General features: G+C 70.4%; 27 protein-coding genes. 9 read left to right on the top strand and 18 right to left on the bottom strand.

Annotated features, from left to right (window positions below):
• Positions 1 to 116 precede the first annotated feature (116 nt).
• A complete protein-coding gene (locus tag ACJ7VY_RS07335; RefSeq protein ID WP_409476692.1) occupies positions 117 to 1331 on the top strand; it encodes a CynX/NimT family MFS transporter in 1215 nt (404 codons plus the stop codon).
• 90 nt (positions 1332 to 1421) lie between these two features.
• On the opposite strand, the gene ACJ7VY_RS07330 is transcribed toward ACJ7VY_RS07335, so the two are convergent.
• From ACJ7VY_RS07330 to ACJ7VY_RS07275, 12 genes are all read right to left on the bottom strand, one after another.
• Positions 1422 to 2669 carry a glutamate-5-semialdehyde dehydrogenase gene (locus tag ACJ7VY_RS07330; protein WP_409476691.1) on the bottom strand — a complete coding sequence of 416 codons (1248 nt, stop codon included), beginning with the start codon at positions 2667 to 2669 and terminating at the stop codon, positions 1422 to 1424.
• Positions 2670 to 2730: 61 nt separating this feature from the next.
• Positions 2731 to 3882 (bottom strand): glutamate 5-kinase, encoded by a 1152-nt coding sequence (proB, locus tag ACJ7VY_RS07325; protein WP_409476690.1) that lies wholly within the window; start codon positions 3880 to 3882, stop codon positions 2731 to 2733.
• A gap of 4 nt (positions 3883 to 3886) precedes the next feature.
• Positions 3887 to 4156 (bottom strand): YciI family protein, encoded by a 270-nt coding sequence (locus tag ACJ7VY_RS07320; protein WP_409476689.1) that lies wholly within the window; start codon positions 4154 to 4156, stop codon positions 3887 to 3889.
• Positions 4157 to 4702: 546 nt separating this feature from the next.
• Entirely contained in the window at positions 4703 to 6001 is a 1299-nt protein-coding gene (gene argH / locus ACJ7VY_RS07315; protein ID WP_409476688.1) for an argininosuccinate lyase, read from the bottom strand.
• Between the two features lie 31 nt (positions 6002 to 6032).
• Positions 6033 to 6986 carry an N-acetyl-gamma-glutamyl-phosphate reductase gene (gene argC / locus ACJ7VY_RS07310; protein ID WP_161614786.1) on the bottom strand — a complete coding sequence of 318 codons (954 nt, stop codon included), beginning with the start codon at positions 6984 to 6986 and terminating at the stop codon, positions 6033 to 6035.
• Positions 6983 to 7594: a GNAT family N-acetyltransferase gene (locus ACJ7VY_RS07305; RefSeq protein ID WP_409476687.1), complete on the bottom strand. Its 612-nt coding sequence runs from the start codon at positions 7592 to 7594 to the stop codon at positions 6983 to 6985. The genes argC and ACJ7VY_RS07305 overlap by 4 nt, the downstream gene beginning before the upstream one ends.
• A gap of 4 nt (positions 7595 to 7598) precedes the next feature.
• Entirely contained in the window at positions 7599 to 8915 is a 1317-nt protein-coding gene (locus tag ACJ7VY_RS07300; protein WP_104938625.1) for an acetylglutamate kinase, read from the bottom strand.
• 40 nt (positions 8916 to 8955) lie between these two features.
• Entirely contained in the window at positions 8956 to 10053 is a 1098-nt protein-coding gene (locus tag ACJ7VY_RS07295; RefSeq protein ID WP_240212645.1) for an acetylornithine deacetylase, read from the bottom strand.
• A gap of 42 nt (positions 10054 to 10095) precedes the next feature.
• Positions 10096 to 10515 carry a GNAT family N-acetyltransferase gene (locus ACJ7VY_RS07290; RefSeq protein WP_104938623.1) on the bottom strand — a complete coding sequence of 140 codons (420 nt, stop codon included), beginning with the start codon at positions 10513 to 10515 and terminating at the stop codon, positions 10096 to 10098.
• 10 nt (positions 10516 to 10525) lie between these two features.
• On the bottom strand, positions 10526 to 11734 hold the full coding sequence (locus ACJ7VY_RS07285; RefSeq protein WP_409476686.1) for an argininosuccinate synthase: 1209 nt from the start codon (positions 11732 to 11734) through the stop codon (positions 10526 to 10528).
• Between the two features lie 71 nt (positions 11735 to 11805).
• On the bottom strand, positions 11806 to 12813 hold the full coding sequence (locus ACJ7VY_RS07280; RefSeq protein WP_104938621.1) for an N-acetylornithine carbamoyltransferase: 1008 nt from the start codon (positions 12811 to 12813) through the stop codon (positions 11806 to 11808).
• Positions 12814 to 13120: 307 nt separating this feature from the next.
• A complete protein-coding gene (locus ACJ7VY_RS07275; protein WP_161614781.1) occupies positions 13121 to 13678 on the bottom strand; it encodes a hypothetical protein in 558 nt (185 codons plus the stop codon).
• Between the two features lie 170 nt (positions 13679 to 13848).
• Between ACJ7VY_RS07275 and cysS the strand changes: the two genes are divergently transcribed.
• The 3 genes from cysS to ACJ7VY_RS07260 all read left to right on the top strand — a co-directional run bounded on the left by cysS (position 13849) and on the right by ACJ7VY_RS07260 (position 17020).
• Positions 13849 to 15216, top strand: a complete 1368-nt coding sequence (gene cysS, locus ACJ7VY_RS07270; RefSeq protein ID WP_313233061.1) for a cysteine--tRNA ligase — start codon at positions 13849 to 13851, stop codon at positions 15214 to 15216.
• A gap of 122 nt (positions 15217 to 15338) precedes the next feature.
• Positions 15339 to 15779 carry a SufE family protein gene (locus tag ACJ7VY_RS07265; protein WP_240212641.1) on the top strand — a complete coding sequence of 147 codons (441 nt, stop codon included), beginning with the start codon at positions 15339 to 15341 and terminating at the stop codon, positions 15777 to 15779.
• Complete coding sequence (locus tag ACJ7VY_RS07260) at positions 15776 to 17020, top strand: MFS transporter (protein WP_409476685.1); 1245 nt, start codon at positions 15776 to 15778, stop codon at positions 17018 to 17020. Before ACJ7VY_RS07265 ends, ACJ7VY_RS07260 begins: the two co-directional genes overlap by 4 nt.
• A 148-nt stretch (positions 17021 to 17168) precedes the next feature.
• Here the strand turns inward: ACJ7VY_RS07260 and dksA are convergent, their stop codons facing one another.
• Entirely contained in the window at positions 17169 to 18320 is a 1152-nt protein-coding gene (dksA, locus tag ACJ7VY_RS07255; protein WP_313233058.1) for an RNA polymerase-binding protein DksA, read from the bottom strand.
• A gap of 260 nt (positions 18321 to 18580) precedes the next feature.
• Between dksA and yidD the strand changes: the two genes are divergently transcribed.
• From yidD to ACJ7VY_RS07235, 4 genes are all read left to right on the top strand, one after another.
• On the top strand, positions 18581 to 18853 hold the full coding sequence (yidD, locus tag ACJ7VY_RS07250; protein WP_312346819.1) for a membrane protein insertion efficiency factor YidD: 273 nt from the start codon (positions 18581 to 18583) through the stop codon (positions 18851 to 18853).
• Between the two features lies 1 nt (position 18854).
• Positions 18855 to 20201, top strand: a complete 1347-nt coding sequence (locus ACJ7VY_RS07245; RefSeq protein WP_313233056.1) for a dihydroorotase — start codon at positions 18855 to 18857, stop codon at positions 20199 to 20201.
• Complete coding sequence (locus ACJ7VY_RS07240; RefSeq protein WP_313233055.1) at positions 20201 to 21052, top strand: peptidoglycan DD-metalloendopeptidase family protein; 852 nt, start codon at positions 20201 to 20203, stop codon at positions 21050 to 21052. The genes ACJ7VY_RS07245 and ACJ7VY_RS07240 overlap by 1 nt, the downstream gene beginning before the upstream one ends.
• Positions 21053 to 21296: 244 nt before the next feature.
• Positions 21297 to 21845, top strand: a complete 549-nt coding sequence (locus ACJ7VY_RS07235; protein WP_161614775.1) for a DUF805 domain-containing protein — start codon at positions 21297 to 21299, stop codon at positions 21843 to 21845.
• Between the two features lie 88 nt (positions 21846 to 21933).
• On the opposite strand, the gene ACJ7VY_RS07230 is transcribed toward ACJ7VY_RS07235, so the two are convergent.
• Together ACJ7VY_RS07230 and ACJ7VY_RS07225 are read right to left on the bottom strand one after the other, a co-directional pair.
• Positions 21934 to 22623, bottom strand: coding sequence for a phytoene/squalene synthase family protein (locus tag ACJ7VY_RS07230; RefSeq protein WP_409476684.1), 690 nt, complete (start codon positions 22621 to 22623; stop codon positions 21934 to 21936).
• Positions 22624 to 22693: 70 nt separating this feature from the next.
• Positions 22694 to 23593: a helix-turn-helix domain-containing protein gene (locus ACJ7VY_RS07225; protein WP_409476683.1), complete on the bottom strand. Its 900-nt coding sequence runs from the start codon at positions 23591 to 23593 to the stop codon at positions 22694 to 22696.
• A gap of 121 nt (positions 23594 to 23714) precedes the next feature.
• Between ACJ7VY_RS07225 and ACJ7VY_RS07220 the strand changes: the two genes are divergently transcribed.
• Positions 23715 to 24134 carry a DUF6265 family protein gene (locus ACJ7VY_RS07220; protein WP_237723549.1) on the top strand — a complete coding sequence of 140 codons (420 nt, stop codon included), beginning with the start codon at positions 23715 to 23717 and terminating at the stop codon, positions 24132 to 24134.
• A gap of 19 nt (positions 24135 to 24153) precedes the next feature.
• Here ACJ7VY_RS07220 and ACJ7VY_RS07215 read toward each other — a convergent pair whose 3' ends face one another.
• The 3 genes from ACJ7VY_RS07215 to ACJ7VY_RS07205 are packed head-to-tail and all read right to left on the bottom strand — an operon-like array spanning position 24154 to position 26930.
• The gene (locus ACJ7VY_RS07215) at positions 24154 to 24840 is read right to left on the bottom strand and encodes a phosphoglycolate phosphatase (protein WP_409476793.1); all 687 of its coding nucleotides are present in this window, start codon (positions 24838 to 24840) and stop codon (positions 24154 to 24156) included.
• Positions 24837 to 25559: a bifunctional 2-polyprenyl-6-hydroxyphenol methylase/3-demethylubiquinol 3-O-methyltransferase UbiG gene (gene ubiG / locus ACJ7VY_RS07210; RefSeq protein WP_104938610.1), complete on the bottom strand. Its 723-nt coding sequence runs from the start codon at positions 25557 to 25559 to the stop codon at positions 24837 to 24839. The genes ACJ7VY_RS07215 and ubiG overlap by 4 nt, the downstream gene beginning before the upstream one ends.
• Positions 25560 to 25586: 27 nt before the next feature.
• On the bottom strand, positions 25587 to 26930 hold the full coding sequence (locus ACJ7VY_RS07205; protein ID WP_161614766.1) for a TRZ/ATZ family hydrolase: 1344 nt from the start codon (positions 26928 to 26930) through the stop codon (positions 25587 to 25589).
• Positions 26931 to 26954 lie beyond the last annotated feature (24 nt).

Raw genomic sequence — 26954 nt, 5'->3', positions numbered from 1 at the left:
TCGCCCTTGCGAACCCGCCGCGCCATCGCGCGGCGACGCCGGGAATCACTCCCGGCGGTTCCTTTCGTCATTCCGCGGACCGCGCGGTCGCGTCCTGTCCGCGCCGGAGCCACGCAATGTCCAATCCCGCGTCCACGGCACCACGGCCTTCGCTGCTGAAGGGCCGCCTGCTCGCCTTCGCCGCCATCATCCTGGTGGCGGCCAACCTGCGCAGCGCGGTCACTTCGCTGACGCCACTGCTGGACCGCCTGGGCCACCTGTTCGATTTCGGCAGCACCATGACCGGGGTGCTCGGCATGATGCCCACGGCCGCGTTCGCCGCGTTCGCCCTGGGCACGCCGCGCCTGATCCGCCGGATCGGACTGGAACGCACCGCGGTACTGACCATGCTGCTGGCCACCGCCGGCCTGCTGCTGCGCGCCAGCGCCGGCGGCGTCGGCATGTTGCTGGCCGGCTCGGCGGTGGCACTGGCCGGCATGGGCATCGGCAACGTGGTGGTGCCGCCGCTGGTCAAGCGTTACTTCGCCGACCGCGTCGGCACCTTGAGCACGCTCTACATCACCGTGCTGCAGGCCGGCACGATGGTCCCCGCACTGCTCGCGGTGCCGGTGGCCGACCGTTTCGACTGGCGCGTCTCGCTGGGCATGTGGTCGCTGCTGTCGCTGGCCGCGCTGTTGCCCTGGGTGTTGCTGGCGCGGCGCACGCCGCGGCCCCGGCGCACCGCGGACGCCGCCGTGGCGCACGCACCGGGACGGGTGTGGAAGACCCCGCTGGGCTGGGGCATGGCACTGATGTTCGGCATGACGTCGCTGGGTACCTATTCGCTGTTCACCTGGCTGCCCAAGGTGATGGTCGGGGCCGGCGCGAGCGAGGCCTTTGGCGGGGTCATGGTCGCGCTGTATTCGGCCATCGGCCTGCTGCCGTCGCTGCTGGTGCCGGCGCTGGCGGTGCGCATGCGCAATCCGTTCCCGATCGCGATGCTGGTGGTCGGCCTCAATGCCGTCGCCTTCGCCGGCCTGCTGTGGGCGCCAATGCAGGCACCGTGGCTGTGGGTGGTGATCGCCGGACTGGGCCCGTCGACGTTCCCGCTGGGGCTGACCCTGATCAACCTGCGCACGCGCACCCCCGCCGGCTCGGCCGCGTTGTCGGGCTTCATGCAGGGCGTGGGCTACAGCCTGGCCTGCCTCGGGCCACTGCTGTTCGGCTGGCTGCATGGCCTCAGCGGCGGCTGGGCCGGGTCGTTCGCCTTCCTGATGCTGTGTTCACTGGTGCTGCTGGTCGCGGCATGGTTCGCGTGCAAGCCACAGCAGCTCGAGGACCATTGGAGCTAGGAACCGGTTGGGGGAACAGGGAACGGGAGGACGCAGAAGCAGGGACGGACCCTGCCTCGTTCCTGGCTGCGCCTCACGGGTTCCTGGCTTTCATCCCCTGACCTGGCCGTCGCCACGCACCACGAAACGCTCCACGGTAAGTGCCTCCAGGCCCATCGGGCCGTAGGCGTGCAGGCGCGTGGTGGAGATGCCGATTTCCGCGCCCAGCCCCAGTTCGCCGCCGTCGGAGAAGCGCGACGAAGCGTTGACCATCACCACCGCCGAGCGCAGGGCGTGCACGAAGGCGTCGGCGTGGGCCAGGTCGCCGGTGGCGATGACTTCGGTGTGGTCGGAAGTATGCCGGCGGACATGGGCGATCGCCGCATCCAGCGAATCGACCACCCGTATCGCCAGGATCAGGTCCAGGTACTCGGCCGCGTAGTCGGCCTCGTCCGCCGGCGCCACGCCGGCGACCAGCGCGCGGGTGGCGGCATCGCCGCGCAGTTCGACCCCGCGTGTGCGCAGCGCGTCGGCCGCCAGCGGCAGGAAGCGCGGCGCGATGTCGGCATGCACCAGCAGGGTCTCCAGCGAATTGCACGCCGCCGGACGCGATACCTTGCCGTCGACCAGCAGGCCCAGCGCCAGTTGCAGGTCGGCGCTGTCGTCCACGTACAGGTGGCACACGCCCTTGTAGTGCTTGATCACCGGTACCCGCGCATGTTCGGCGACGAAGCGGATCAGGCCCTCGCCACCGCGCGGGATCGCCAGGTCGACGATGTCGTTGAGCTGCAGCAGTTCCAGCATGGTCTCGCGGCGCAGGTCCTCCACCAGGGTCAGCGCGGCATCGGGTACCCCGGCCCCGCGCAGCGCACGCTTGAGCGCGGCGGCGATCGCGGTATTGGAATGGATCGCCTCCGAGCCGCCGCGCAGGATCACGCCGTTGCCGGCCTTGATGCACAGCGCCGCGGCGTCGGCGGTCACGTTCGGGCGCGCCTCGTAGATCATCGCGATCACCCCCAGCGGCACGCGCACCTTCTGCACGCGGATGCCGTTGGGCCGCGTGTCGTCGCGGGTCACCTGGCCGACCGGATCCGGCAGCGCGGCAACCTCGCGCAGGGCGTTGGCCACGCCGGCCAGGCGCTGCCGGTCCAGGGCGAGCCGGTCGAGCATCGCCGTGCCCACGCCCTTGTCGCGCGCGGCCTGCAGGTCGCGCGCATTGGCGGCGAGGATGGCGCCGGCATCGGCATCGAGCGCATCGGCCATCGACGCCAGCAGTGCGCACCGTGCATCGCTGGAAAGGCGCGCCAGCACCTGCGAGGCGTCGCGGCACTGCTCGGCGAGGGTCTTGATGTCGGTCATGCGTACTGCTCCCGGGAGGATGCGGACCGGTGCCGGCTGCCGCGGGCGTAGGCCGGCGCGGTCATGGCAGCAGCACCAGGTCGTCGCGGTGGATCACGTTGTCGCCATAGGTGTAGCCGAGGATGGCCTCGATCTCGCGGGTGTGGCGGCGGCCGATGCGGCGCAGGTCCAGTGCCGAGTACTGGCTGATGCCACGCGCCACGCAGGACGCACCGCCCTCGCCGTCCACCCGTACTTCGATCATGTCGCCGCGGCGGAACTCGCCCAGCGCATCGACCACGCCGCCGGGCAGCAGCGAGGCGCCGTTCTCGCGCAGCGCACGCGCCGCACCCGCGTCGACCAGGATCGCCCCCGGCTCGACCGGCGCATGCCGCAGCCAGTACTTGCGCGCGGCGATACGCGAGCGCCCCGCGTGCAGCCGGGTGCCGCGCAGCCGGCCCTGCGCGAGGCCGCGTACCACCTCGCCACTGCGGCCGTTGAACAGGAAGGTATCGATGCCGGCGGCGCCGGCCTTGGCCGCGGCCTGCAGCTTGGTCAACATGCCGCCGGTGCCGACCGCGCTGCCGCTGCCGCCGGCCATCGCCATCACCGCGGCGTTCAGCTCGGCGACCTCGTCGATTGGCCGCGCCTGCGGGTCGCGGCGCGGATCGGCGGTATAAAGCCCGTCGATATCGGTGGCGATGAACAGCGCGTCGGCATCGACCAGCGCGGCGACGATGGCCGCCAGGTTGTCGTTGTCGCCCAGCTTCAGCTCGTCCACCGAAACGGTGTCGTTCTCGTTGACCACCGGCAACGCGCCCAGCGCCAGCAGCTCGTTGAGGGTGGCGCGCGCGTTGAGGTAGCGGCGGCGGTTGCGCAGGTCGTCGTGGGTGAGCAGCACCTGCGCCACCGGGCGCTCGAAGAAGCGTTGCCACAGGGCGATCAGCTGCGCCTGGCCGAGCGCGGCAAGCGCCTGCCGCGCGGCCATGGTCGCGCCGGCCTCGGCCACCTTCGGCACGATCGCGCGGCCGGCGGCGACCGCGCCCGAGGAGACGATCACCACCTCGCGGCCGGCCACCAGGTTGGCCGAGACGAACTGCGCCAGCCCCAGCGCGAAGCGCGGGGTCAGGCCGCCGCCATCGGCGGCCAGCAGACTGCTGCCGACCTTGAGCACCGCGCGCCGCCACGGCGGCAGCGGCTGCTCGGCGAACGGCGAAGGCGCGGTGTCGTTCATGGGCTCAACGCGTGTTCCATTCATGGACGGTCAGGTCCGAGCAGTCCTGCAGGACCAGCGGATCGGTGGCGACGATGGCACGTGCCTGCGCCAGGTCGTCGACGTTGCACAACACGTAGGCGCCGCCGCTGCCGTCGCCGAAGCCGCCGGTCAGGTGCAGCCGCCCCTGCGCGCGCAGCGCATCGAGGAACGCCTTGTGCGGTTCGATCACGCCCGCGTCGAACGTCGGCTTGCGCAGGGCCATCACCAGGTACAGCTTCACGTTTTTCTCCATGACACGAAGTCCTGTCGCGGATGTTGCACTGCCGCGCGGCAGATGTGGGGGATGCTTTCGTTTCCAACCAACCGGCAATCGCACGTGGATGCGGGGCCTGCCCCGCATGCGGCCTTCCCGGCCAAACCCCGTGCCGGGCGAGCCCGGCACCTACGCGGCACCTGTAGATGCGGGGCTTGCCCCGCATGCGGCTCTCCCGGCCAAGCCCCGTGCCGGGCGAGCCCGGCACCTACACGACACCTGTAGATGCGGGGCTTGCCCCGCATGCGGCCCTACCGGCGATGCCCCGTGCCGGGCGAGCCCGGCACCTACACGGCACCTGTGGATGCGGGGCTTGCCCCGCATGCGGCCCTACCGGCCAAGCCCCGTGCCGGGCGAGCCCGGCACCTACACGGCACCCTGTGGGTGCGGGGCTTGCCCCGCATGCGGCCTTCCCGGCCAAACCCCGTGCCGGGCAAGCCCGGCACCTGCGCGGCACCTGTAGATGCGGGGCTTGCCCCGCATGCGGCCTTCCCGGCCAGGCCCCGTGCCGGGCAAGCTCGGCACCTACGGTTGCAATGCCGCCCAGCGCGCCTGCAGTTCGTCCAGCCGCAGGTCGGCGGCCGCGCCCGGCGACACCCGCGCGGCAAGGCTGCCTTCGGGCGTGCGCCCCTGCCCGGCCGTGTCCGCCGCCGCGGCCGCGGCCTTGTAGGCGTCACGGAACGGTACGCCGGCCAGTGCCGCCTCGACCGCCACGTCGGTGGCATACATGCCCGAATCGATGGCGGCGCGGATGTTGTAGTCGCGCCAGTCCAGGTTGGACAACAGTGCCGGCAGCAGCTCCAGCGCCTGCAGCCCGCGGCCGAAGCCATGGAAGATCGCGCCCTTGGACGCCTGCAGGTCGCGGTGGTAGCCCGACGGCAGCGACAGCAGCTGCTCGATCTCGGTACGCGCGGCGGCGACGCTGGCGTGGGTGGCGCGCATCAGCTCGATCACGTCCGGGTTGCGCTTGTTGGGCATGATCGAACTGCCGGTGGTGTACTGCGCCGGCAACGCCACGAAGGCGAACTCGCCGGTGGTGAACAGCGACAGGTCCCAGGCGATGCGGCGCAGGTCCAGCGTCGCCCCGCCCAGCGCTTCCAGCGCGGCCAGCTCGAACTTGCCGCGCGACAGCTGCGCGTAGATCGGGCTGACCTGCATGCGCGCGAACCCCAGTGCATGCGTGGTGTGCTCGCGGTCCAGCGGCAGGTTGACGCCGTAACCGGCCGCGGTGCCCAGCGGATTGCAGTCGAGCAACCGGCGTGTATCGGCCGCGCGCACCGCGTTGTCGATGAAGGCCTCGGCCCAGCCCGCCCACCACATGCCGGCCGAGGACACCACGGCGCGCTGGATGTGGGTGTAACCGGGCAGCGGCTGCTGCTGTTCGGCGACGGCGCGGTCCAGCGCCACTTTCGCCACCTCGCGACTGATCTCCGCCACCCGTGCCAGCTTTTCCTTGAGCCACAGCCGGGTGGCGACCAGGATCTGGTCGTTGCGGCTGCGGCCGGTGTGGATCTTGCGCCCGGCATCGCCCAGGCGCTCGGTCAGGCGCGCCTCGATCGCCGAATGGCAATCCTCGTACTGCTCATCCAGCACGAACGCACCACTGCGGAAATCCTCGGCCAGCAGCGCCAGTTCGCGCTTGAGCGCGGCCAGCTCGTCGGCCGACAGGATGCCGATGTGCTGCAGGCCTTCGGCATGCGCGGTGCTTGCCTGGATGTCGTGCAGGAAGAACTCGCGGTCCAGGATCACGTCGTCGCCGGCGAGGAAGGCCTGGATCTTCGCGTCCACCGCGACGCCGGGTTTCTGCCACAACAGGTTGGTCATCGGAAATCTCTCGGAATGGGCGTGGGATGGGTCAATGCGGGATCGCGGCCAGCTCGGGCAGGCCCAACGCGAGGTTGAGGTTCTGCAGCGCCTGCGTCGCCGCGCCCTTGAGCAGGTTGTCCAGGGTCGCCACCACCACCACGCGCTTGTTGCCCGGGGCCAGGGTGAAGCCGCCGATCTGCACGCCATGGCGGCCGGCGATGCGACTGACCCATGGCGCGTCGTCCACCACCTCCACCAGCGGCTCGCCGGCATAACGCTGCCGGTAAAGCGCCATCACCTGTTCGCGCGTGAGCGGCTGCTGCAGCCACAGGTTGACGGTCATGGTGATGCCGCGGAAGTGCGGGGCGACGTGCGGCATGAACTCCACCGGCACGCCAAGCCGGGTGGAGACCTCGCGCTCGTGCACGTGGTTGGTCAGCGCGTACGGCATCAGGTTGTCGCGCAGCAGCTCGGTGTTGTTCTTGTCCGAGGGCGTGGTACCGGCACCGGAATACCCCGACACGCCGAAACAGGCCGGCGGCCCGGCCAGCTGCGACAACAGCGGCGTGATCGCCAGCTGCATGGCGGTGGCGTAGCAGCCCGGGTTGCTGATGCGCTTCTGCCCGGCGTACGTATCGCGGGTCAGCTCCGGCAGGCCGTAATACCAGGCATTGTCGAAGCGGTAGTCGGCCGAGAGATCCACGATCACCGTCTCAGGCCGGGCGGCATCCAGCGCGGCCACGAAGGGCCCGGCCTTGCCATTGGGCAGGGCCAGGATCACCGCATCGGCGCCCTTGGCGGCCACCGCCTGCGGGTCGAGGCTCTCGTAGCGCAGTTCGCCGCGGTAGCCGTCGTTGTGATCGGCCACGCGCTGGCCGTCCAGCTCGCGCGAGGAAACGAAGGCCAGTTCGATCCGCGGGTGCGCGGCGATCAGCCGGATCAGCTCGGCGCCGGTATGGCCGCGGGCACCGACGATGCCCAGCGAGAATTTGCTGTCGGTCATGAATGCGAATCCAGTAGGGACCGCAGATGGCGGCGTACCGCCGGCCATTCGCTGTCGAGGATGGAGAACACCACGGTGTCGCGCGGCGTGCCGTCGGCGTGGCGCTTGTGGTTGCGCAGCACCCCGTCCTGCTTCGCGCCGAGCCGGGCAATGGCGGTACGCGAGGCGTGGTTGAACCAGCTGGTCTCGAAGCCGACGCCGATGCAGCCCAGCGCCTCGAAGGCATGGCGCAGCAACAGCAGCTTGGCTTCGGTGTTCACGCCGGTGCGCTGCACCCGGCGGTGGTACCAGGTGTAGCCGATGTTCAGCCGCGGTACCCCGGCGTCCAGCGCGTAACAGCGGGTGCAGCCGACCACTTCGCCGCGGCTGTCGCGGACCGCGAACGGCAGCGCCTCGCCCCGTGCCTGCGCGTCCAGCGCCGCCGCGACGTAGTGCTCCACCGCCTCCGGCGCCGGCACGTTGGCGTACCACAGGCGCGACAGCTCGCCCCCGCCCAGCGCCTGCCGCAGCGCGGGCACGTGTTCAATGCGCAGCGGTTCCAGCGCGACATGCGTGCCGCGCAGCTCCGGCACGCTGTTCCAGCAGGCGTTGGCCGTGGCCCCGGTCATGGCGTCATCCCTGCAGGCTGGCCTTGCGCCGGCCGCAGTGCTCGACGAAGCCGCGGATGCGGTCGAAGTCGCTGGCGCCGAACCAGAACACCTTCCAGTGGTCGAGCTTGTAGCAGCCGTCGGACTCGGCGTAGTAGAAGTGGTTGACCGGGTTGCCGTTGCGCGAGCGCCAGAACAGCTGCGGGGTTTCCTCCAGCATCACGTTCCATACCGCGCGTCCCAGGCCTTCGCCCTGCGCGTCGTCGAGCACGGCGAACTTGTCCAGGTACACGCCCTCGGCCTCGTCGGTGAGGATCACCGCGGTACGGTAGTTCTCGCTGACATAGGCGCGCAGCAGCCGGGTCTTCTCGAAATAGTCGGGTACCAGCCTGCGACCGAAGCTGGACTCGATCAGCGCCTTCAGCCGCGCGGTGTCCAGCTGCTCCCAGGACGTGGCCTTGAGCACCTTCTCGCCGCGCCGGACCAGGGTGCCGGAGCCCTTGTGGGTGAACAGCTCCTTGGCCAGGTCGGCCGGGCGCGTGATCGAGACCGAGGATTCCTCCGGCAGCCTGTCCAGCAGGTCCTTGATCTGTTCGATCTTGACCTTCATGCCACCGTGCAGCCACGGCTGCTGGATCAGGTGCTCGTACTCGGTGGACAGGTTGATCGAATCGATCAGCCTGCCATCGGCATCGAGCAGGCCGCCGGTGCCGGTGAGGAAGATGATCTTGTACGGCTGCAGCTCCTGCACCAGTTCGTTGGCGGCGAAGTCGGCATTGACGTTGAGGATCTGCCCGCTCGGGGTCTCGCCCAGCGAGGTGATGACCGGGATCGAGCCGGCGCGCAGGCTGGCCTCGATCGGCGCCAGGTTGACCCGCTTCACCTCGCCGACCAGCCCGTAGGTGTCGCGGTCCAGGTACTCGGCCTCGAACACGCCGCCGGTGATGGAGGTGGCGCGGGCGCCGTTCTGCTGCAGTGCCTCGACCAGCTGCAGGTTGGACTGCTGGAACACCTTGCGCACGATCGCCAGCGCTTCGGGGGTGGTCACGCGCAGGCCGTTGACGGTGTGCTTCTCGATGCCGGCGGCCGCCAGCTCGGCATCGAGCTGCGGGCCGGCGCCGTGCAGCACGATCGGGGTCAGCCCGACTTCCTGCAGGAACGACAGCGAGGACGTCAGCGCCTCCAGGTCGTCGCGCAGCACCGCGCCGCCGACCTTGACCACGGCGAAGCGCTTGGCGTCCAGCTGCGAGAAGCGCTTGAGGTACTGGCTGATCTCCTTCGCGCTGGCCATGCTCGAGAGCAGGCGCACGATGGTCTGGCGGGTCTGGCGGTGGGGTTGCATGGTGGGCAGTTCGTCTGTCTTGAGAGATGGAACGCGGCGATCAGGCGCCGCGCTGCAGGATGGCGAGGACCGAACCGGCGTAGCGCTGCAGCTGCTCCAGCGTTACGAACTCGTCGGCGGTGTGGGCCTGGGCGATGTCGCCGGGGCCGTAGACCATCGTGGTGTAGCCGGCGGCCGAGAACAGCGAGGCCTCGGTCCAGAAATCGACCGCGTTGCCGATCGGCAGGCCCAGCTCCTCGGCGATGTCGCGCGCGGCCAGGCGGCGTTCCTCGGCGCGGGCGATGTCGCCGGACGGCAGGCTCGGACCGCGGAAGGTCTCCTCGAAGTGCGCGGCCGCCGGCTCGGCGAAAGCGGCGAAGGTGGCCAGCAGCTGGTCGATATCCATCGACGGCAGCGGGCGGAAGCCGAAGCGCAGCTCGGCCTCGGGCGCGATCATGTTGGCCTTGATGCCGCCTTCGACGCGGCCGATGTTGAAGCGCAGCCCGGTCAGCCCGCCGAAGCGGGCATGCGCCAGCGACTGCACATGGTCCAGCGCGCGGCCGCCCCAGCGCATGGCCTGGTGCAGCGCGCTGGCCGCGGCGTCCTGCTGGCCGGAGGCATGGCCGGCGCGGCCGCTGAACTTCATCAGCACCGAACTAATGCCACGGTGCGCCAGCACCGCCTCGCCCAGGGTCGGCTCGGCCACCAGCACCGCCTCATACGGGATGCCACGGGCCAGGAAGGCCGCGATGCAGCGCGGGTCGTTGGCTTCCTCGTCCGAGGAGAACAGGAAGGCCGCATCGCCGTCGCTGAGGTTGGCGGCCGCCACCAGCGCGGCCGCGGCGCCCTTGATGTCGCATACGCCGAGGCCGACCACGCGGTCGTCCAGGCGCCGCATCACGTGCGGATCGGCACTCCAGTGCGGCGAATCCGGCACCGTGTCCAGGTGCACATTGAACAGGTATCTGGGCGTGCCACGCACCGCGTACAGGCTGACCGCGCCCGCGCCGTGGTCGGTCACCTCCACCTGGAACCCGGGCAGGTTCGCGCGCAGGTAATCGAAAATGCCGCCGGTGGTGATCGCGCGCGGCGGGTTGCGGGTGTCGAAGGACACCAGCTTTTCCAGGTGCGCCAGGGTGTTGTCGAGCAGGTCGGTCATCGGAATGGAAGTAGAGGTGGGAGCCGGTGGTATGCCCACCGGTCAGGTGGCGGCGCTGACGATTTCCATCAGCCGTTCGGGCCTGGCCGGCGCGACGAAGCCGTAGCGCGCGTACAGGCCATGCGCGTCGAGCGTCGCCAGCATGAAGCGGCGCAGTCCCTGCAGCTGCGGATGGGCCACGACCGCGTCCATCAGCTGCACGGCATGCCCGCGCCCGCGATGCGCCGGCAGGACGAACACGTCGGCCAGGTAGGCGAACGTGGCCGCGTCGGTGATGACCCGCGCGAACGCCACCTGCCCGGCGCCATCAAGGTAGCCGCCGAAGCACAGCGAGCCGGCGATCGCACGCTCCACCGTTTCCCTCGCAACGCCGGGGCTCCAGTAGGCCCCGGTCGAGAGGAAGCGGTGGATCAGGGGAACGTCGAGTTCCCCCTTGTCGGTGCTGATGCGCAGCCCACCCATGCCGTCGCGCTCAGCCGTGGTTGACCTGTGCGTACAGCGTGGAGCTCATGCCGAACAGCTTGATGAAACCCTCGGCCTCCTCCACGCCCCAGTCGGCCGACTGCGCGTACGTCGCGCCCTTGGCGTTGAGGATGTGCGGCGAGCGCACCGCCACCGCATCGACGCGGGCGCCACGGGTCTCCAGCACCACTTCGCCGTTGACCTTGCCCTGCGAGGACCGCAGGAACGCCTCCAGGTCGGCCTTCAGCGGGTCGTGGTAGAAGCCTTCGTAGACCAGCTCCACCCACTTGCGCGCCACGTCCGGCTTGAAGCGGTTCTGCTGCTTGGTCAGCACCGCGTCTTCCAGCGCGCGGTGCGCGGCCAGCAGCGCGGTCAGGCCCGGCGCCTCGAACACGATCCGGCCCTTCAGCCCGATCACGGTGTCGCCGGTGTACACCCCGCGGCCGACGCCGTACGGGGCGAACAGCCTGTTGAGCCTGGCCAGGATCTGCTCGCCCGGCAGCGCCTTGCCGTCCAGTTCCACCGCTTCGCCATGGACGAACTTCAGGGTCACGGTCAGCGGCTCGATCGGCCACGCGCTGCGCGGCGCGCACCAGCCGCGCGCGCCCTCGCCCGGCGCCTCCCACTTGTCGATCTCGCCGCCGGACATGGTCACGCCCAGCAGGTTCTCGTTGATGGTGTAGGCCTTCTGCTTGGCACGCACGCCGAAGCCACGCTCTTCCAGGTAGGCCTGCTCGTAGGCACGGGTCTGGGTGTGCTCCTTCTGGATCTCGCGGATCGGGGCGAGGATGCGGTAATCGCCCTGCGCCTTGACCGCCAGGTCGAAGCGCACCTGGTCGTTGCCCATGCCGGTGCAGCCGTGGGCGATGGCGTTGGTGCCCAGCTCGGCGGCGCGCGCGAGGGCGGCATCGACGATCAGGTAACGGTCGGACACCAGCAGCGGGTACTGGCCCTGGTAGCCCTCGCCGGCCCACACGAACGGCTTGACGAAGCCTGCCCAGATCGCCGGGCCACCATCGACGGTGACGTGGCTGGCCACGCCCAGTTCGGCGGCGCGCTTCTCGATCGTCTCGCGCTCTTCGGCGTCCACGCCGCCGGTGTCGGCGAACACGGTGTGCACGTTCCAGCCGCGCTCCTTCAGGTAGGGCACGCAGAAGCTGGTGTCCAGGCCGCCGGAGAAGGCCAGGACGATGTCGCGGGATTCGTTGGGAGTAGTCATGTGCGGATCTCGTGGGGCGACGCGTGGGCCGCCGTTGTTGAATCGGGGGGAAGGGAAAGCGGCGGGACGGATCAGCGGACCAGCGCGGCCATGATCGCCTTCTGCACGTGCAGGCGGTTCTCGGCCTCGTCGATGGCGATGCACTGCGGCGAATCCATCACCGCGTCGGTGGCCTTGACGTTGCGGCGCAGCGGCAGGCAATGGCTGAACACGCCGTTGTTGGTGAGCGCCATCTTGGCCTCGTCGACGATGAAGTGCCTGTACTGGTCGCGGATGGGCTTTTCCGGCGCCCAGTTGCCGAAGTACGGCAGTGCGCCCCAGCTCTTGGCATAGACCACGTCGGCACCGCGGTAGGCGCTTTCGATGTCATGGCTGACGCGCAGCGAGCCACCGCTCTCGGCCACGTTCTGCGCGGCCCAGCCCATGTAGCGCTCGTCGAGGATGTACTGCTCGTTGGGGCACAGCAGGGTCACGTCCATGCCCAGGCGGGTGGCGATGGTCAACGCCGAGTTGGCCACCGCGGTGTTCAGCGGCTTGGGATGGTAGGTCCAGGTCAGCACGTACTTCTTGCCGCGCAGGTCGCTGGTGCCGAAGTGCTCCTGCAGCGCCAGCGCATGCGCCAGTTCCTGGCAGGGATGGGTGATGGTCTCCATGTTGATGACCGGCACCGGCGAGTACTTCGCGAACGCCTTGAGCACGATGTCCTGGCGGTCGTACTGCCAGTCCACGAACTTCGGGAAGGCGCGCACGCCGATGAGGTCGACGTAGCGCCCCAGCACCTTCGCCACTTCGGCGATGTGCTCTTCGGTGTCGCCATCCATCACCGTGCCCAGGTCGAACTCGATCGGCCACGCGTCCTTGCCCGGCTGCAGCACGATGGCATGGCCGCCGAGCTGGAACGCGCCCAGCTCGAAGCTGGTGCGGGTACGCATGGACGGGTTGAAGAACACCAGCGCGATGGACCTGCCCTTCAGGTCGTCGCCCAGCTTGTTGCGCTTGAACAGGGCCGCCTGGGTCAGCAGCGCGTCGAGTTCGGCGCGGCTCCAGTCCTGGGTGTTCAAGAAGTGCTTCACAGACATCGATCCATCCTTTGCTGGTGCGGGGGACCACCGTTGCCGGCGGCAGGATGCGCGGACGCGCGGCTCATTGCAGTTGAAACTTTCGTGGAGCAGAAACGAAAAAACCCAGCCGGGGGCTGGGTTTTCCGAACAGACAGCACAAGGCTCCGGTTTACCCAGCGAATATGTGGGGTTCCGGTCGGCGGGCACGCGAAGTCATGCCGGAGGCCATCCGGGCGGTGCTGGTTTCGTGCTGGAAGCTGTTCGCCTTCATCGTCGCGCATGGTCGCACGCGTTCCGGCACCACGCAAGTGCCGCGATGCAACAATCAGGGGTTCGCCGGCCCCTGCTCCAGGCCCTCGCCCAGCTCGGGGGTGATCGACACCCGCAGCTTCAGGCGGTTGCCCGGATCCTCGGGCAGGCGCGAGCGGAACTTGACGCCCTTGTAGACGTAATCCACGTCATAGGCGATGGGCCGGCGGAACTCGCGACCGACCTCGATGATCCGGCATTCGGGGGTGAGCAGCGCGCCATTGTTGCCGGCGCCCACGGTACGCACCTCCCTCTCGGTCTCGTCCTCGCCGTCCTGGTGGCTGAAAATGCCCTTGACCGAATCCCAGAAACGACGGAACCCGCCCTTCTGCTCCTCGCCCTTGACCTCCACCGGCGCCAGCGTCAGCGTGGACACCGGCTCGCAGTGTTCCTCGGTGCGGGTGGCGCGCAGGGTCTGGAACACCGGCTCGACGTTCAATACCTGCGCATAGTCGTAGCGCACGTTCTCGACGATCACCACGCGGTTGCGCAGGTCGGTGTTCTGGGCCGCGGCCGGCATGGCGGACGCGGCCAGCAGGCAGGCCATGGACAGCGACACGGGAGCGCGCTTCATCGACACGTCAACGGGGATGGATGAGGGATGACCACCGATATAGTGTAGGCGCGGCAGGGGATGGAGGCTGAACATTACCCGTCCATCGCGCCGCTGCCCAGCCCGGGCGTGCCCGCCCGGCCCCGGCCCGCTAGAATTGCCGGCTCTGTTTTCGCTCCCACGGCACGCCCATGGCCCTGCACCTGTACAACACCCTGACCCGGCAGCTGGAGCGGTTCGCCCCGCTGGACCCGGCCGCCCCGACCATGTACGTGTGCGGCCCGACCGTCTACAACTACGTGCACATCGGCAACGCCCGCGGCCCGGTGGTGTTCGGGGTGCTCGCGGCCCTGCTGCGGCGCCGTTTCGGCGGCCTGCGCTACGCCCGCAACATCACCGATGTCGACGACAAGATCAACGCCGCGGCGCGCGACCAGGGCGTGCAGATCGCGACCATCACCGACCGCTTCGCCGCCGCCTACCGCGAGGACATGGCCGCCCTGGGCGTGGCGCCGCCGGACATCGAGCCGGAAGCCACCGCCCACATCCCGCAGATCATCGCCATGATCGAGCGGCTGATCGAAGCCGGGCACGCCTATGCCGCCGAGGGCCACGTGCTGTTCGCGGTCGCCACCTTCGACGGCTACGGCAGACTGTCGCGGCGCGACCCGGACGAAATGCTGGCCGGCGCCCGCGTCGAAGTGGCCCCGTACAAGCGCGACGCCGGCGACTTCGTGCTGTGGAAGCCGTCCAGCGACGACCTGCCCGGCTGGGAATCGCCATGGGGCCGCGGCCGCCCGGGCTGGCACATCGAATGTTCGGCGATGGCCGCCGCCCACCTGGGCGACACCATCGACATCCACGCCGGCGGCGTGGACCTGCAGTTCCCGCACCACGAAAACGAGATCGCGCAGAGCGAATGCGCCCACGGCGGCCGCACCTTCGCCCGCTTCTGGCTGCACAACGGCATGCTCAACTTCGGCGGCGCCAAGATGAGCAAGTCGCTGGGCAACATCGAGCGGGTGCACGACCTGGTGCGCCAGCATCCGCCCGAGGCGCTGCGCTATGCGCTGCTGTCGGCTCACTACCGGCAGCCGCTGGACTGGTCCGACGCGCTGATCGAGCAGTCCGTGCGCACCCTGGACCGGCTGTACGGCACCCTGCGCGACCTGGCCGATGTCGACGCCACGGCCGTGATTCCGGCCGCAGTCGAGGCGGCGCTGGACGACGACCTCAACACGCCGCTGGCACTGGCCGAGGTGGCGCGCATCGCCAGCGAGGCACGCAAGGCGGAAGGCGCGGTCGAGAAGGCGCGCCTGAAGGGCGAACTGCTCGGCGCTGGGCTGGCGCTGGGGCTGCTGCAGCAGGCGCCGGCGGCCTGGTTCGGGCGCGGCGCGGACGCCGGCGACGATGCCCGCATCCAGGCCCTGATCGACGCACGCATCGCCGCCAAGCAGGCGCGCGATTTCGCCCGCGCCGATGCCATCCGTGACCAGCTGGCCGCCGAGAACATCGTCCTGGAGGACACGCCGCAGGGCGTGCGCTGGAAGCGTGGCTGAGCCGTTGCCGTGAGCCGGGGCCGGGACAGGCGCACACCGCTCCCTGCCCTGGCCCGCGTCCTTCTTCCCCCCTCGTCCTACCCTTCCTCCCGCCGTGGAAAGGGCCCATGGCAGGAACCCTGATGACCGACTCCCCCTTCCCGCTCGAAGCCACCGCCGCCGAAGCACAGGCCGCGATCGCCGACGAATTCTCCTTCTTCGCTGACTGGTCCGAGCGCTACCAGTACCTGATCGACCTCGGCCGCAAGCTGCCCCCCTTCCCGGAGGCGTGGAAGACCGAGGAACACCGGCTGCACGGCTGCCAGTCGATGGTGTGGATCGTGCCCGAAGGCAACGCCGACCGGCTGGTATTCCACGCGGTCAGCGACTCGGCCATCGTTTCCGGGTTGATCTATCTGGCGCTGCGCGTCTACTCCGGCCGCCCGGCGGCCGAGATCCTGGCCACCGAGCCGGACTACGTGGCCGCCATCGGCCTGGCCCGGCACCTGTCGCCGACCCGCAGCAACGGGCTGGCGGCGATGCTCTCCTTCATCCGCGACACCGCGCGGTCGCAAGCGCAGTGACCACCGGCAGTTCCGATGCCGGCCTGGGCGCGCTGCTGCGCCAGGCCGGCTTCGTGCACCTGCTGGCCTACCGCATCACCGCGATGCTGTCCTACCAGATCGTCGCGGTCACGGTGGGCTGGCATATCTACGAGATCACCCGCAACCCGTTCTCGCTGGGCCTGGTCGGGCTGGCCGAAGTGCTGCCCTATTTCTGCGTGGCGCCGTTCGCCGGCTACCTGGTGGACCATCTGCCACGGCGCCGCCTGGGCATGGCGGCCAGTCTCGGGCTGGTGGCCACCGCGGCCATCCTCTGCGCGGTCGCGCTGGGCGCAGTGCCATTCCAGGGCACGTGGCCGATCTACCTGGCCATCGCCCTGACCGGCATGGTCCGCGCCTTCCTGTCGCCGGTCTACAACGCGCTGTTCGCGCGCGTCCTGGCGCGCGATCAGTACGCGCGTGGCGCCGGCTTCGGCAGCGTGGTGTTCCAGGCCGGCATGGTGCTCGGCCCGGCGCTGGGCGGCGTGCTGGTCGGCTGGGGCGGCAAAGGGCTGGCCTACGCCGTGGCCGCGGCGATGGCAGTGCTGGCCATGGCCGCATTGGCCCTGCTGCGGGTGCAGGAAGCGCCGCCGCCGGCCACCCGCGCGCCGATCTTCGCCAGCATCGCCGAAGGCGCACGCTTCGTGCTGTCCACCCCGGTGATGCTCGGCGCGATGGCGCTGGACATGTTCTCGGTGCTGCTGGGCGGCGTGGTGGCGATGCTGCCGGCCTTCATCCAGGAAATCCTGCACTACGGGCCGGAAGGGCTTGGCATCCTGCGCGCGGCGCCGGCGCTGGGATCGGTCTGCGTGGGCCTGTGGCTGGCCCGCCATCCGCTGCACCGCAACGCCGGCCGCGTGCTGCTGTACGCGGTGGCCGGCTTCGGCCTGTGCGTGATCGGCTTCGGCCTGTCGCGCAGCTTCTGGCTGTCGGCGGCGATCCTGCTGTTCTACGGTGCGTTCGACGGCGTGTCGGTGGTGGTGCGCTCGACCATCCTGCAGCTGGCCACGCCGGATGAGATGCGCGGGCGGGTATCGTCGATCAACGGCATCTTCATCAGTTCGTCCAATGAACTGGGCGCGTTCTACGCCGGCACCATGGCGCGGCTGCTGGGACTGGTGCCGGCGGTGGTGGTGGGTGGCTGCGCGGTGTTGGGCGTGGCGGGCCTCACCGCCTGGAAGAACCCGACGCTGCGGCGGTTGAACCTGCGCGACCTGCAATAGCCCGGGGCGGCGACGTGAGCACGCGCGACTGCCGCGCGCCGCCGCGGCGTACGCGCCGGCAACCGCCCACCTGCGGCGCGCGCGGACAGGGCAAACAAAAAGCCCCGCACGCGGCGGGGCTTTTTGTTGACGGCGGGGGGACCGGGAATCAGTCGCCCTGCTGCTTCTGCATGTGCTCCCAGCGTTCCTGGGCATCGATGGTGCGCTCGGCGGTGAGACGTGCTTCCAGGCGCTCCAGGCCGATTTCCTCGCCGGTGTCCACGCAGTAACCGTAGTCGCCCGACTCCAGCCGCTTGAGCGTGCTGTCGATCTTGCCGATCAGCTTGCGGTAGCGGTCGCGGGTACGCAGTTCCAGCGAATTCTCGGTCTCGCGGGTGGCCCGTTCGGCCTCGTCGCCGATGTCGCGTACTTCCTCGCGCAGGTTCTCGATGGTCTGCTTGGATTCCTCCACCAGGTCGGCGCGCCAGTCCTGCAGGCGCTGGCGGAAGTACTCCTGCTGCAGCGGGCTCATGTATTCCTCGTCCGCCGAAGGCTTGTAGCCTGCCGGCAGGATCGGCCGGCCGGTCGCCTCGTCGGTCTTGTACTCGACCACTTTGTGCTTGCTGCGCGGGGCCGGGGCGGCCGAGCGTGCGGTGACGGCAACGGCGACCTTGCCGACCGGACGGACGGCGGCGGGTGCGGCGGATTTGACGGCGGTCTTTGCGGGGGATTTCGAAACAGGCACGGGATTCTTGGATTGCGGGGCCTTGGCTGCCGGAGCCGGTGCCTTGGCCACCGGCGCGGGGGCCGGGGCGGGTACCGTCTTGGCGACTGCGGCCGGGACAGGCTTGGCCGGCACCGGCTTGGCAGCCGGCTTCGGTACGGACTTCACGATGGGTTTGCTGACCGGGGACTTGGAGGCCTTGGCCGCGGTCTTGGCGGGGGTCTTGCCGGGCACCGGCTTGGCGGGCTGGGCAGCCTTGGCCAACGGGGCTGCCGCCTTCCTAGCCGGAGCCTTGCTGGCAGCCACCTTCTTCGCCGGGGCCTTGCTGGCGGCCACCTTCTTGCTGGCGGCCACCTTCTTGGCGGGGGCTTTCTTGACCACGGCCTTTTTGACCGTGACCTTCTTGGCGGGCGCTGCCTGCTTGGCCGGGGCCTTCTTGGCCACCACCTTCTTGGCAGGCGCCTTCTTCGCAGCCGGCTTGGCGGTCTTGGCGGCCGGTTTCTTGACTACCGGCTTGGACGCCGCCTTCTTGACTGCAGGTTTGGCGGTTTTCTTGGCGACCTTGACGGCCTTTTTTGCAGGTTTTTTAGCAGCCACGAAACGCTCTTCCTTGTTTCCCCCGGGGCCCGGGAAAGCGGGCCTTTATAGCCTACCCGACCAGCAGCGGCAACCGCGCCGACCGCCCCGACATGAACGGATGCCCGAGCCGCCCGGGAGCGCCACCGGCGGCATCGCCGGACCCTCCCGCGCGGTTCGGAACGTGACCGGGCACGAGCGGCGTACCCGGTGGGCGCCAGGTGCTGGAGCCTGCCTGCCACCTGTCCGGCATCGTGCGACAAATCCTTGGGCAATGCCAGCTGGCTTATCATCGCGGGGTGATCGGCCGACTCCTCATTGCCCTGCTGCGCTTCTACAAGCGCTTCATCAGCCCCCTGCTGGGGCCGCGCTGCCGCTTTGTCCCCAGCTGCTCCGAATATTCGATGGACGCGATCCGCCTGCACGGCCCGCTGCGGGGCTGCTGGCTTACGCTGCGCCGGCTGGGCCGCTGCCATCCGCTGCACCCGGGCGGCTTCGACCCGGTCCCGGACAAGGCCCATTCCCCCTCTTGCCGCTGCACAGGAAAACACTGACATGTCCTCCACGCTCATCACCAATGCCCGCATGGTCAACGAAGGCCGCACCTTCGACGGCGACCTGCGCATCGAGGACGGCCGCATCGCCCGGATCGGCAGCGGGCTGGCGCCACGCGCCGGCGAGGAAGTGGTCGATGCCGGCGGCCGCTGGCTGCTGCCGGGCATGATCGATGACCAGGTGCATTTCCGCGAACCGGGCCTGACCCACAAGGGCGACATCGCCAGTGAATCGGCGGCGGCGGTGGCCGGTGGCCTCACCAGCTTCATGGACATGCCCAACACCAACCCGCCGACGCTGGATTCGACCATCCTGGAAGCCAAGTACGAGCTCGCGCGCGGCCGCGCCTGGGCCAACTACGGCTTCTACCACGGCGCCAGCAACGACAACCTCGAAGCGATCCGCGCGCTCGACCCGAAGAAGGCCCCCGGGGTGAAGGTGTTCATGGGCGCCTCCACCGGCAACATGCTGGTCGACGACCCGGAAACGCTGGACGCGATCTTCCGCGACTGCCCCACGCCGATCATCACGCACTGCGAAGACACGCCGATGATCGACGCCAACATGAAGGCGTTCCAGGAGAAGTACGGCGAGGCGCTGACCGCGGAGATGCACCCGGACATCCGCTCGCGCGAGGCCTGCATCAAGTCGACCCGGCTGGCGATGTCGCTGGCGCGAAAGCACGGTACCCGCCTGCACGTGCTGCACATTTCCACCGCCGACGAGCTGGCGCTGTTCGAGAAGGGCCCGCTGGTCCGCGCCGACGGCAGCCGCAAGCAGATCACCGCCGAGACCTGCGTGCACTTCCTGCACTTCGCCCGCCCGGATTACGCGACCAAGGGCAACCTGATCAAGTGCAACCCGGCGATCAAGGACGTGGCCGACCGCGAGGCGATCATCGCCGCGCTGGCCGACGATGTACTCGACGTGCTGGCCACCGACCACGCCCCGCACACCTGGGAAGAGAAGCAGAAGCCCTACGCGCAGGCGCCGTCGGGCCTGCCGCTGGTGCAGTACGCGCTGGTCGCCGCGCTGGAGCGGGTGCACGAAGGCAAGCTGACCCGCGAGCAGGTGGTGCAGAAATTCGCCCATGCCCCGGCGCAGTTGTTCGACGTGGAAGAACGCGGCTTCCTGCGCGAGGGCTATTTCGCCGACCTGGTGCTGGTGGAGGACGTGCCGTTCACGGTCAGGCGCGAGGACGTGCTGTCCAAGTGCGGCTGGTCGCCATTCGAAGGCACCACTTTCCGTTCGCGCATCGCCTCCACCTGGGTCAATGGCCAGCGCGTGTGGGATGGCCGCAGGCTGGTGGGCCAGCCCGCCGGCCAGCGCATGACCTACGCCCGCTGATGCGTCGCTCGCTCCTGTGGGGCGCGCTGCTGCTCGCCGCGCCGCTGTCCCCTGCCCCGCCCGCGCTGGCCCAGGACGGCATCGCCGACCTGGTCGACAACCGCGTGGTGTTCCCGGCCAGCGCCTCGCAGGGCGCGCTGGTGATCGGCAAGGTGCCGGCCGGCAGCACGGTCCGCTACGCCGGCCGCGACCTGCGGGTCAGTGGCTACGGCAGCGTGGTGTTCGGCATCGGCCGCGACGAGAAGGGTCCGCTGCAGGTGCAGGTGCAGCGCCCGGATGGGGGCAGCGAAACCGCGGCGATCGCGGTGACGCCGCGCGACTGGCCGCTGGAACGGGTCAACGGCGTGCCGCCGAAGACGGTGAACCCGCCGCCGGCCATCGCCGAGCGCATTGCCCGCGAACAGGCCCGGGTCACCGAGGCGCGCCAGCGCGACGACGACCGCACCGATTTCACCCAGACCTTCCAGTGGCCGCTGCAGGGGCGCATCAGCGGCCGCTTCGGCAACGCCCGCATTTACAACGGCCAGCCCGGCGCCGGGCACTCGGGCATGGATATCGCCGCGCCGACCGGCACTCCGGTGAAGGCACCGGCCGCGGGCATCGTCACCTTCGCCGACCCGGACCTGTACCTGACCGGCGGCACCCTGGTGCTGGACCACGGGTTCGGCATCAGCTCCAACTTCCTGCACCTGTCGCGCATCGACGTGAAGGTCGGCGAGCGCATCGCGCAGGGCCAGGTGATCGCCGCGGTCGGCGCCACCGGGCGCGCGACCGGGCCGCACCTGCATTGGGGAATGAACTGGTTCGACACCCGCATCGACCCGCTGCTGGTGCTCGAGCGCGGCAAGTAGCCGTCCGCGCCCGGTTTCTCGTACCCCGCCATTCCCGTCACCCGAAGCGGTGCCCAGGCGTGGCGAACAGCCGCCGCGTTACTCCCGGGTCCGGGCCCGGGACCGCGCTGCCGGTAGGTCCGGGCCCCGTGCGGCCGCGCCGTCGGGGCCGTGTCGGGTCCATGTCGGGGCCGTGTCCTCACCACGGCTGGGCGCCTGGCAGGATGATGGCGGCAACCCGAGCCCACTGCCCCGAGGAATCTGCATGCACGCCAACGGCCCCCGACTTCGCGAACTGCGCATCGCCCGCCAGTGGTCGCAGGAACAACTGGCCGCGCTGAGTGGCCTGAACCTGCGCACCATCCAGCGCCTGGAATCGGGCGCGAAGATCTCCACCGAATCGCTGCGGGCGCTGGCCGCGGTGTTCGAAGTAGCGCCGGCGAGCCTGCTGCTGGGCGAGCCCGCGCCCAGCCAGCCGGCACTGCAGGCGATGCGCGAAGGCGTCCTGCGTGGGCTGGAGTTCAACGGCACCACGCCCCGCGCGGATTTCTGGTGGTTCGCACTGGCCGTGGCCATGCTGCTGGCCTTCGCCCGATTACTTGCCGAGGCTGTCGGCCCGCTGCCGCTGCAGCTGGCTGCGCTGCTGGTGCTGTTGCCGTGGCTGGCGGCCTGCACGCGGCGGCTACGCGACGCCGGCTTCAATCCCTGGTGGCAGCTGATCAGCCTGGCGCCGGTGGCCGGCATCCTGGTGCTGCTCTACCTGCTCACCTATCCGACCCGGGCACCGGCGCCACTTGCGGCGCCGCCGGCCTGAGAGCGCCGCTTCCGGCGAGGGTTGTCGGACGGCGAGCAGGCGCACGGGCAATCGACGGGCATCGCCCCCCCCCGGACGCCCCGGCAGGTCAGCCGCGCGCCGCCCACCAGCCACGCCACAGCAGCGCCGCCGGGCGCGGCTGGTAGGCGCCGCCACGGATGCGGGCCTGCAGGCGCCCGCGCGCCAGCGCGGCATACAGCCGGCGCGGTCGCGGCCCGGCGACCCGCGCCGGCCAGTGCGCCAGCAACGCCTGCTGCCAAGCGGCTTCGCCGCCCGCGGCAGCGGGCACCGCGGCCGCGCCCAGGTCCTGCACCCGCTGCGCCAGCAGTTGGGTCAGCACCGCATCGCCGGCGGCGGGCTGCAGCGGCGCATCGAACACCGCCGCCTCCACCGCCGCCACCGCAGCGGCGAAGCGCTGCAGCGCACCCCGCGCCTGCGCCGGGTCGGCCATGCATTCACGGGCCTCGACCAGGTCCGGCAAGGCCTCGGCCAGTTGCGCCCAGGGCGCCCGCACCGGTTCCAGCACCCGCCCCAGCGGATGCCGCGAGCGCTGCCCGGCCCAGCTGCGCAGTTCCTCGCCCCACCAGCCGAGCTTGGCATTGGCCGGCAACGGATCGCCGGCGATGTTGAGCATGTCGTCGAATTCCTGCAGCAGCGCGAACCACGCCAGCGTGCGGCGATGCAGCTCCGGTGCGACGAAACGGTCGACCAGCGACCATTCGGGCCAGCGCTCGCGCCACTTGTCCAGGAAACCGTCCAGCGAATCAGATCCAGTCATGCGCCTATTGTAAGAACCTGTCCGGGCGCCGTCTGCGGCTTTGCACGGGCGCCGCACGGCAGGCTGCGCATCAGGCCGTGGCCGGCCGCCGGCGTGTTCCCGGCGAACGCGCGCCACGCGCCCGCACCGCGGGCGTGGCGCTGGTGCCACGCACGAAGGCCGCCGCCAGCTGCAGCGCTTCGTCGCCTTCCCGGTTGCCGCGCAGGGCACGCATCAACCGGGCCGGTGTGGCCCCGGTCCAGCCGACCAGCTCGCGGGTGGCGTGCGCCTGGTCGCTGTAACCGTGGCGCGCGGCCGCCGCGGCAATGTCCGCGTCCTCGGCATCCAGCGTGCGCAGCAGGGCCTGCAGCCGGCGCACGCGGGCGTATTCCTTCGGCGTCATGCCGACCGCGGCGAGGAACCGCGGCTGCAGGGTCCGCAGGCTGACTCCCAGCCGCTGCGCCAGTTCGGCGATGCGCAGGTCGCCATCGGCCGCGTCGAGCAGGGCAACGGCGCGCACGATGAGCGTATCGGGCACGAACCTGGCCGCCCGTTCCCGCAGCAGCCGCCACAACGGTTGCGGCGACTGCGCGGCGACGTAGCCGCGCGCGGCCCCGGCGAAGCGCGCGGCGAACGCGGGATCGAGGGTGAACAGGTCGGGGGCCTGGTCACGCAACCCGGGCAGGCGCGCGCCGGCCACCAGCGCACTGCTCGCCGGCGTCAGCCGCACGCCGATGCAGAACACCGCACCGGCCGCCTGCAGCCGCACCGGGCCGCGCTGCTGGGCGGCAAAACAGAACGGCTGGTCGGCGCAGACCTGCCCGTCCGCGCCGTGGAAACGCAGCGGCACGCCCAGTTCGGCCAGCAGTTCGCAGCAGCCGTCCGGGTAGATCACCCGCACTTCGCCGTCCGGGGCGTCGTCGCGCAGCACCCACAGGCAGCGCACGTGGCGCCGCAGGTCGGGCGGCGGCGGGTACTCGCGGTAGTCCATGCGCCATCGAACCCGGTGCTGCGCGTTTTTACAAGCGTGGCCGCCGCGGCCCGGCTAGCCTGCGGCCATCCATCGAGGAGGCGGGAACATGGCAAAGGCGGCAATCGTGCTGGGGGTGGGCATGGCATTGGCGGGCGGGACCGCCGTGGCCGGCGAGTTCGACTGGCTCGCAGGCCAATGGTGCGGCGGCAGCGCGGAACGGAAGATCGAGGAGGCCTGGCTGCCGGAAGCCGGCGGTGCACTGCTGGGCATGTCGCGCACGCTGCGCGGCGGCGCCACCGAATCGTTCGAATTCATGCGCCTGGTGCCTGCCGGCAGCGATGCGGGTTTCCATGTCCAGCCCAATGGCGTGGCGCCCACGGTGTTTGCCATCGCCGGCCACGGCGAGGGCTGGGTGGTGTTCGCGAACCCCGGACACGACTTCCCCCGCCGCATCGAGTACCGGCGCGACGGCACCGGGTTGCAGGCCTCCATCTCCGGACCGGGGCCAGATGGCAAGAGGCTGGAAATCCCGTTCGCGTACCGCCGCTGCGGCGGTTGAGGCGCCAGGCGCCGCGGCTTCAGCGCAGGCCGCGCGGCCACGGCCAGGCGGCCGGCTCCAGCAGCGCGGCCGGGGTCGGCGCCATCACGTCGGCCTGCCACAGCGCCGGGTCGTCGCCGTCCGGGCGGTAGCCCCACAGCGCGGCGACCGAGGGCATCGCGGCCGCCGATGCGGCCTGGATGTCGCGCGCGTCGTCGCCGACGTAGACGCAGTGCGGCGGCGCCCACCCGATCCGCTGCGCCGCCACCTGCAGCGGCAGCGGGTGCGGCTTGCGTTCGGCCAGGGTGTCGCCACCGATGAGTACCGCGCAGCGCTGTTCCCAGCCCAGCTGCGGCAGGATCAGCCGCGCCAGGTATTCGGGCTTGTTGGTGACGATGCCCCAGCGGCTGCCCGCCTGCTCCAGCGCATGCAACATGCTGGCGACGCCGTCGAACAGCCGCGCGTGGCGGCCGATCAGGGACTGGTAGACGTCCAGGAACTCGGGCACCAGCGCTTGTCGTTCGCTTTCGGCCATCTGCGGGAAGGCCACCGCCAGCATCGCCCGCGAGCCCTTGGACACCACCGGGCGCAGGCACTCGGCGGCCAGCGCCTGCATGCCGCGCGCCTGGCGCATGGCATTGGCGGTGACCACGAAATCCGGCGCGGTGTCGAGCAGGGTGCCGTCCAGGTCGAACAGCACCACCGGCGGGAACGCGGGCACGGTCAGGCCTGCTCGGGCTTGACCGCGAAGGCCAGGTAGTTGATGTCGGTGCGCCGGCTCAGGCGTGCGCGGTTGCGCCACGGCTCGTAGGCCATGCCGCTGACGTCCTGCAGCTGCAGCCCGGACTGGCGCAGCCAGGCGCCCAGCTCGGCCGGCTTGATGAATTCCTGGTAGTGGTGGGTGCCGCGCGGCAGCAGCCGGGCGATGTACTCGGCGCCGACCACCGCCACCGCGAACGCGGCCGGGGTGCGGTTGATCGTGGACAGGAACAGCTTGCCGCCGGGACGCAGCAGGCGCTGGCAGGCGGCGATGATCGCGCCCGGGTCCGGCACGTGCTCGAGCATCTCCATGCAGGTCACCACGTCGAACGCTCCGGCCTGCTCGGCGGCCAGGTCCTCGGCCGCCTGCACCCGGTAATCGACCTGCACCCCGGATTCCAGCCCGTGCAGGCGCGCGACCTTCACCAGCTCCGGCGCCAGGTCGATGGCGGTGACCTGCGCGCCCTCCTTCGCCAGCGCTTCGCTGAGCAGGCCGCCGCCGCAGCCGATGTCGAGCACCCGCGCGCCGCGCAGCGTGGCGCGCTCGGCCACGTACCGCAGCCGCACCGGGTTGAGCGCGTGCAGCGGCTTCTGCGGGCCGTCGGCGTCCCACCAGCGGTTGGCCAGCGCGGCGAACTTGTCCAGCTCGGCCTGATCGAAATTGTTGGACGTCGGTGCTGCGGTCATGTCGGAATCCTCGTAGAGCCGCCGCGCTCAGGCGCGGCTGGAACGGATGCGGTCGCGCCACTGGCGGGCATTGGCGGTGATCGCCGCCACGTCCATGCCGACCAGTTCACGCTGCACCAGCTTGGGCTGGCCGGCGATCCACACGTCGCTGACCTGGTGACGGCCGGCGGCGTAGACCAGCTGCGACAGCACGTGGTGCAGCGGCTGGGTCTCCAGCGCCGACAGGTCCACGCACGCCAGGTCGGCCTGCTTGCCGACCTCGATCGAGCCGATCCTGTCACCGAACCCCAGCGCGCGCGCGCCGCCCAGGGTGGCCGCGCGCAGCGTGGTGGCCGCGTCCAGCGCGGTGGCGTCGTTGGCCACGGCCTTGGCCAGGATCGCCGCGGTGCGGTTCTCGCTGAACATGTCCAGGTCGTTGTTGCTGGCGCAGCCGTCGGTGCCGATGGCCAGGTTCACCCCCGCGCGCACCAGCGCGCAGGCCGGGCAGAAGCCCGAAGCGAGCTTCAGGTTCGATTCCGGGCAGTGCACCACGTGCACGCCGCGCTCGGCGCACAGGTGGATCTCGGCGTCGGTGAGCTGGGTCATGTGCACCGCGATCAGGCGGTCGTTGACCAGCCCCAGCCGGTCCAGTCGCGCCAGCGGGCGCTGGCCATGCAGTTTCAGCGAATCGCTGATTTCCTGCGCGGTCTCGTGGGTATGCAGGTGCACCGGGATGTCGAGCTGGTCGGACAGCATCCGCACCCGCTCGAAATTGGCGTCGTTGACCGTGTACGGCGCGTGCGGCGCGAACGCGGTGCCGATCAGCGGATCACCGCGCCACTGGTCGTGCAGTTCGCCGGCGCGGGCGAAGTATTCGTCGTCGCTCTTCGCCCAGGCGCTGGGGAAATCGATGATCACCGCGCCGACCAGCGCGCGGAAGCCGTGCTTCTTGTACACGGCGGCCTGCACGTCGGCGAAGAAGTAGTTCTCGTTGGCGCAGGTGGTGCCGCCGCGCAGCATCTCGGCGATGGCCAACGTGGTGCCGTCGGCGACGAACTCCGGGCCGATCACCGCGGCCTCCACCGGCCAGATGTGCTCGCGCAGCCAGGTCATCAGCGGCAGGTCGTCGGCGATCCCGCGCAGCAGGGTCATCGGGTTGTGGGTGTGGGCGTTGACCAGCCCCGGGATCAGCGCTGCCTGCGGCCGCGACACCACCTCGGCGGGCTGGAAGCGCGCGCGTGCCTCGGCGCGCGGCAGCACCGCCACGATCCGGCCACCGCTCACCGCCACCGCATGGTCTTCCAGCACCACCGCATGCGGCTCGACCGGTACCACGTAGCCGGCTTCGATCAGGAGGTCGCAGCGGGACGCCGCGGTTTCATGGATTGTCATTGCAAAGCTTCCTTCCGGGACCGG

Origin of the sequence: Stenotrophomonas sp. Y-13, assembly GCF_046267925.1 — a bacterium.
In the GTDB taxonomy this organism is placed as follows: Bacteria; Pseudomonadota; Gammaproteobacteria; order Xanthomonadales; family Xanthomonadaceae; genus Stenotrophomonas; species Stenotrophomonas acidaminiphila_A.
This window is presented reverse-complemented; position numbering and strand designations above follow the sequence as displayed.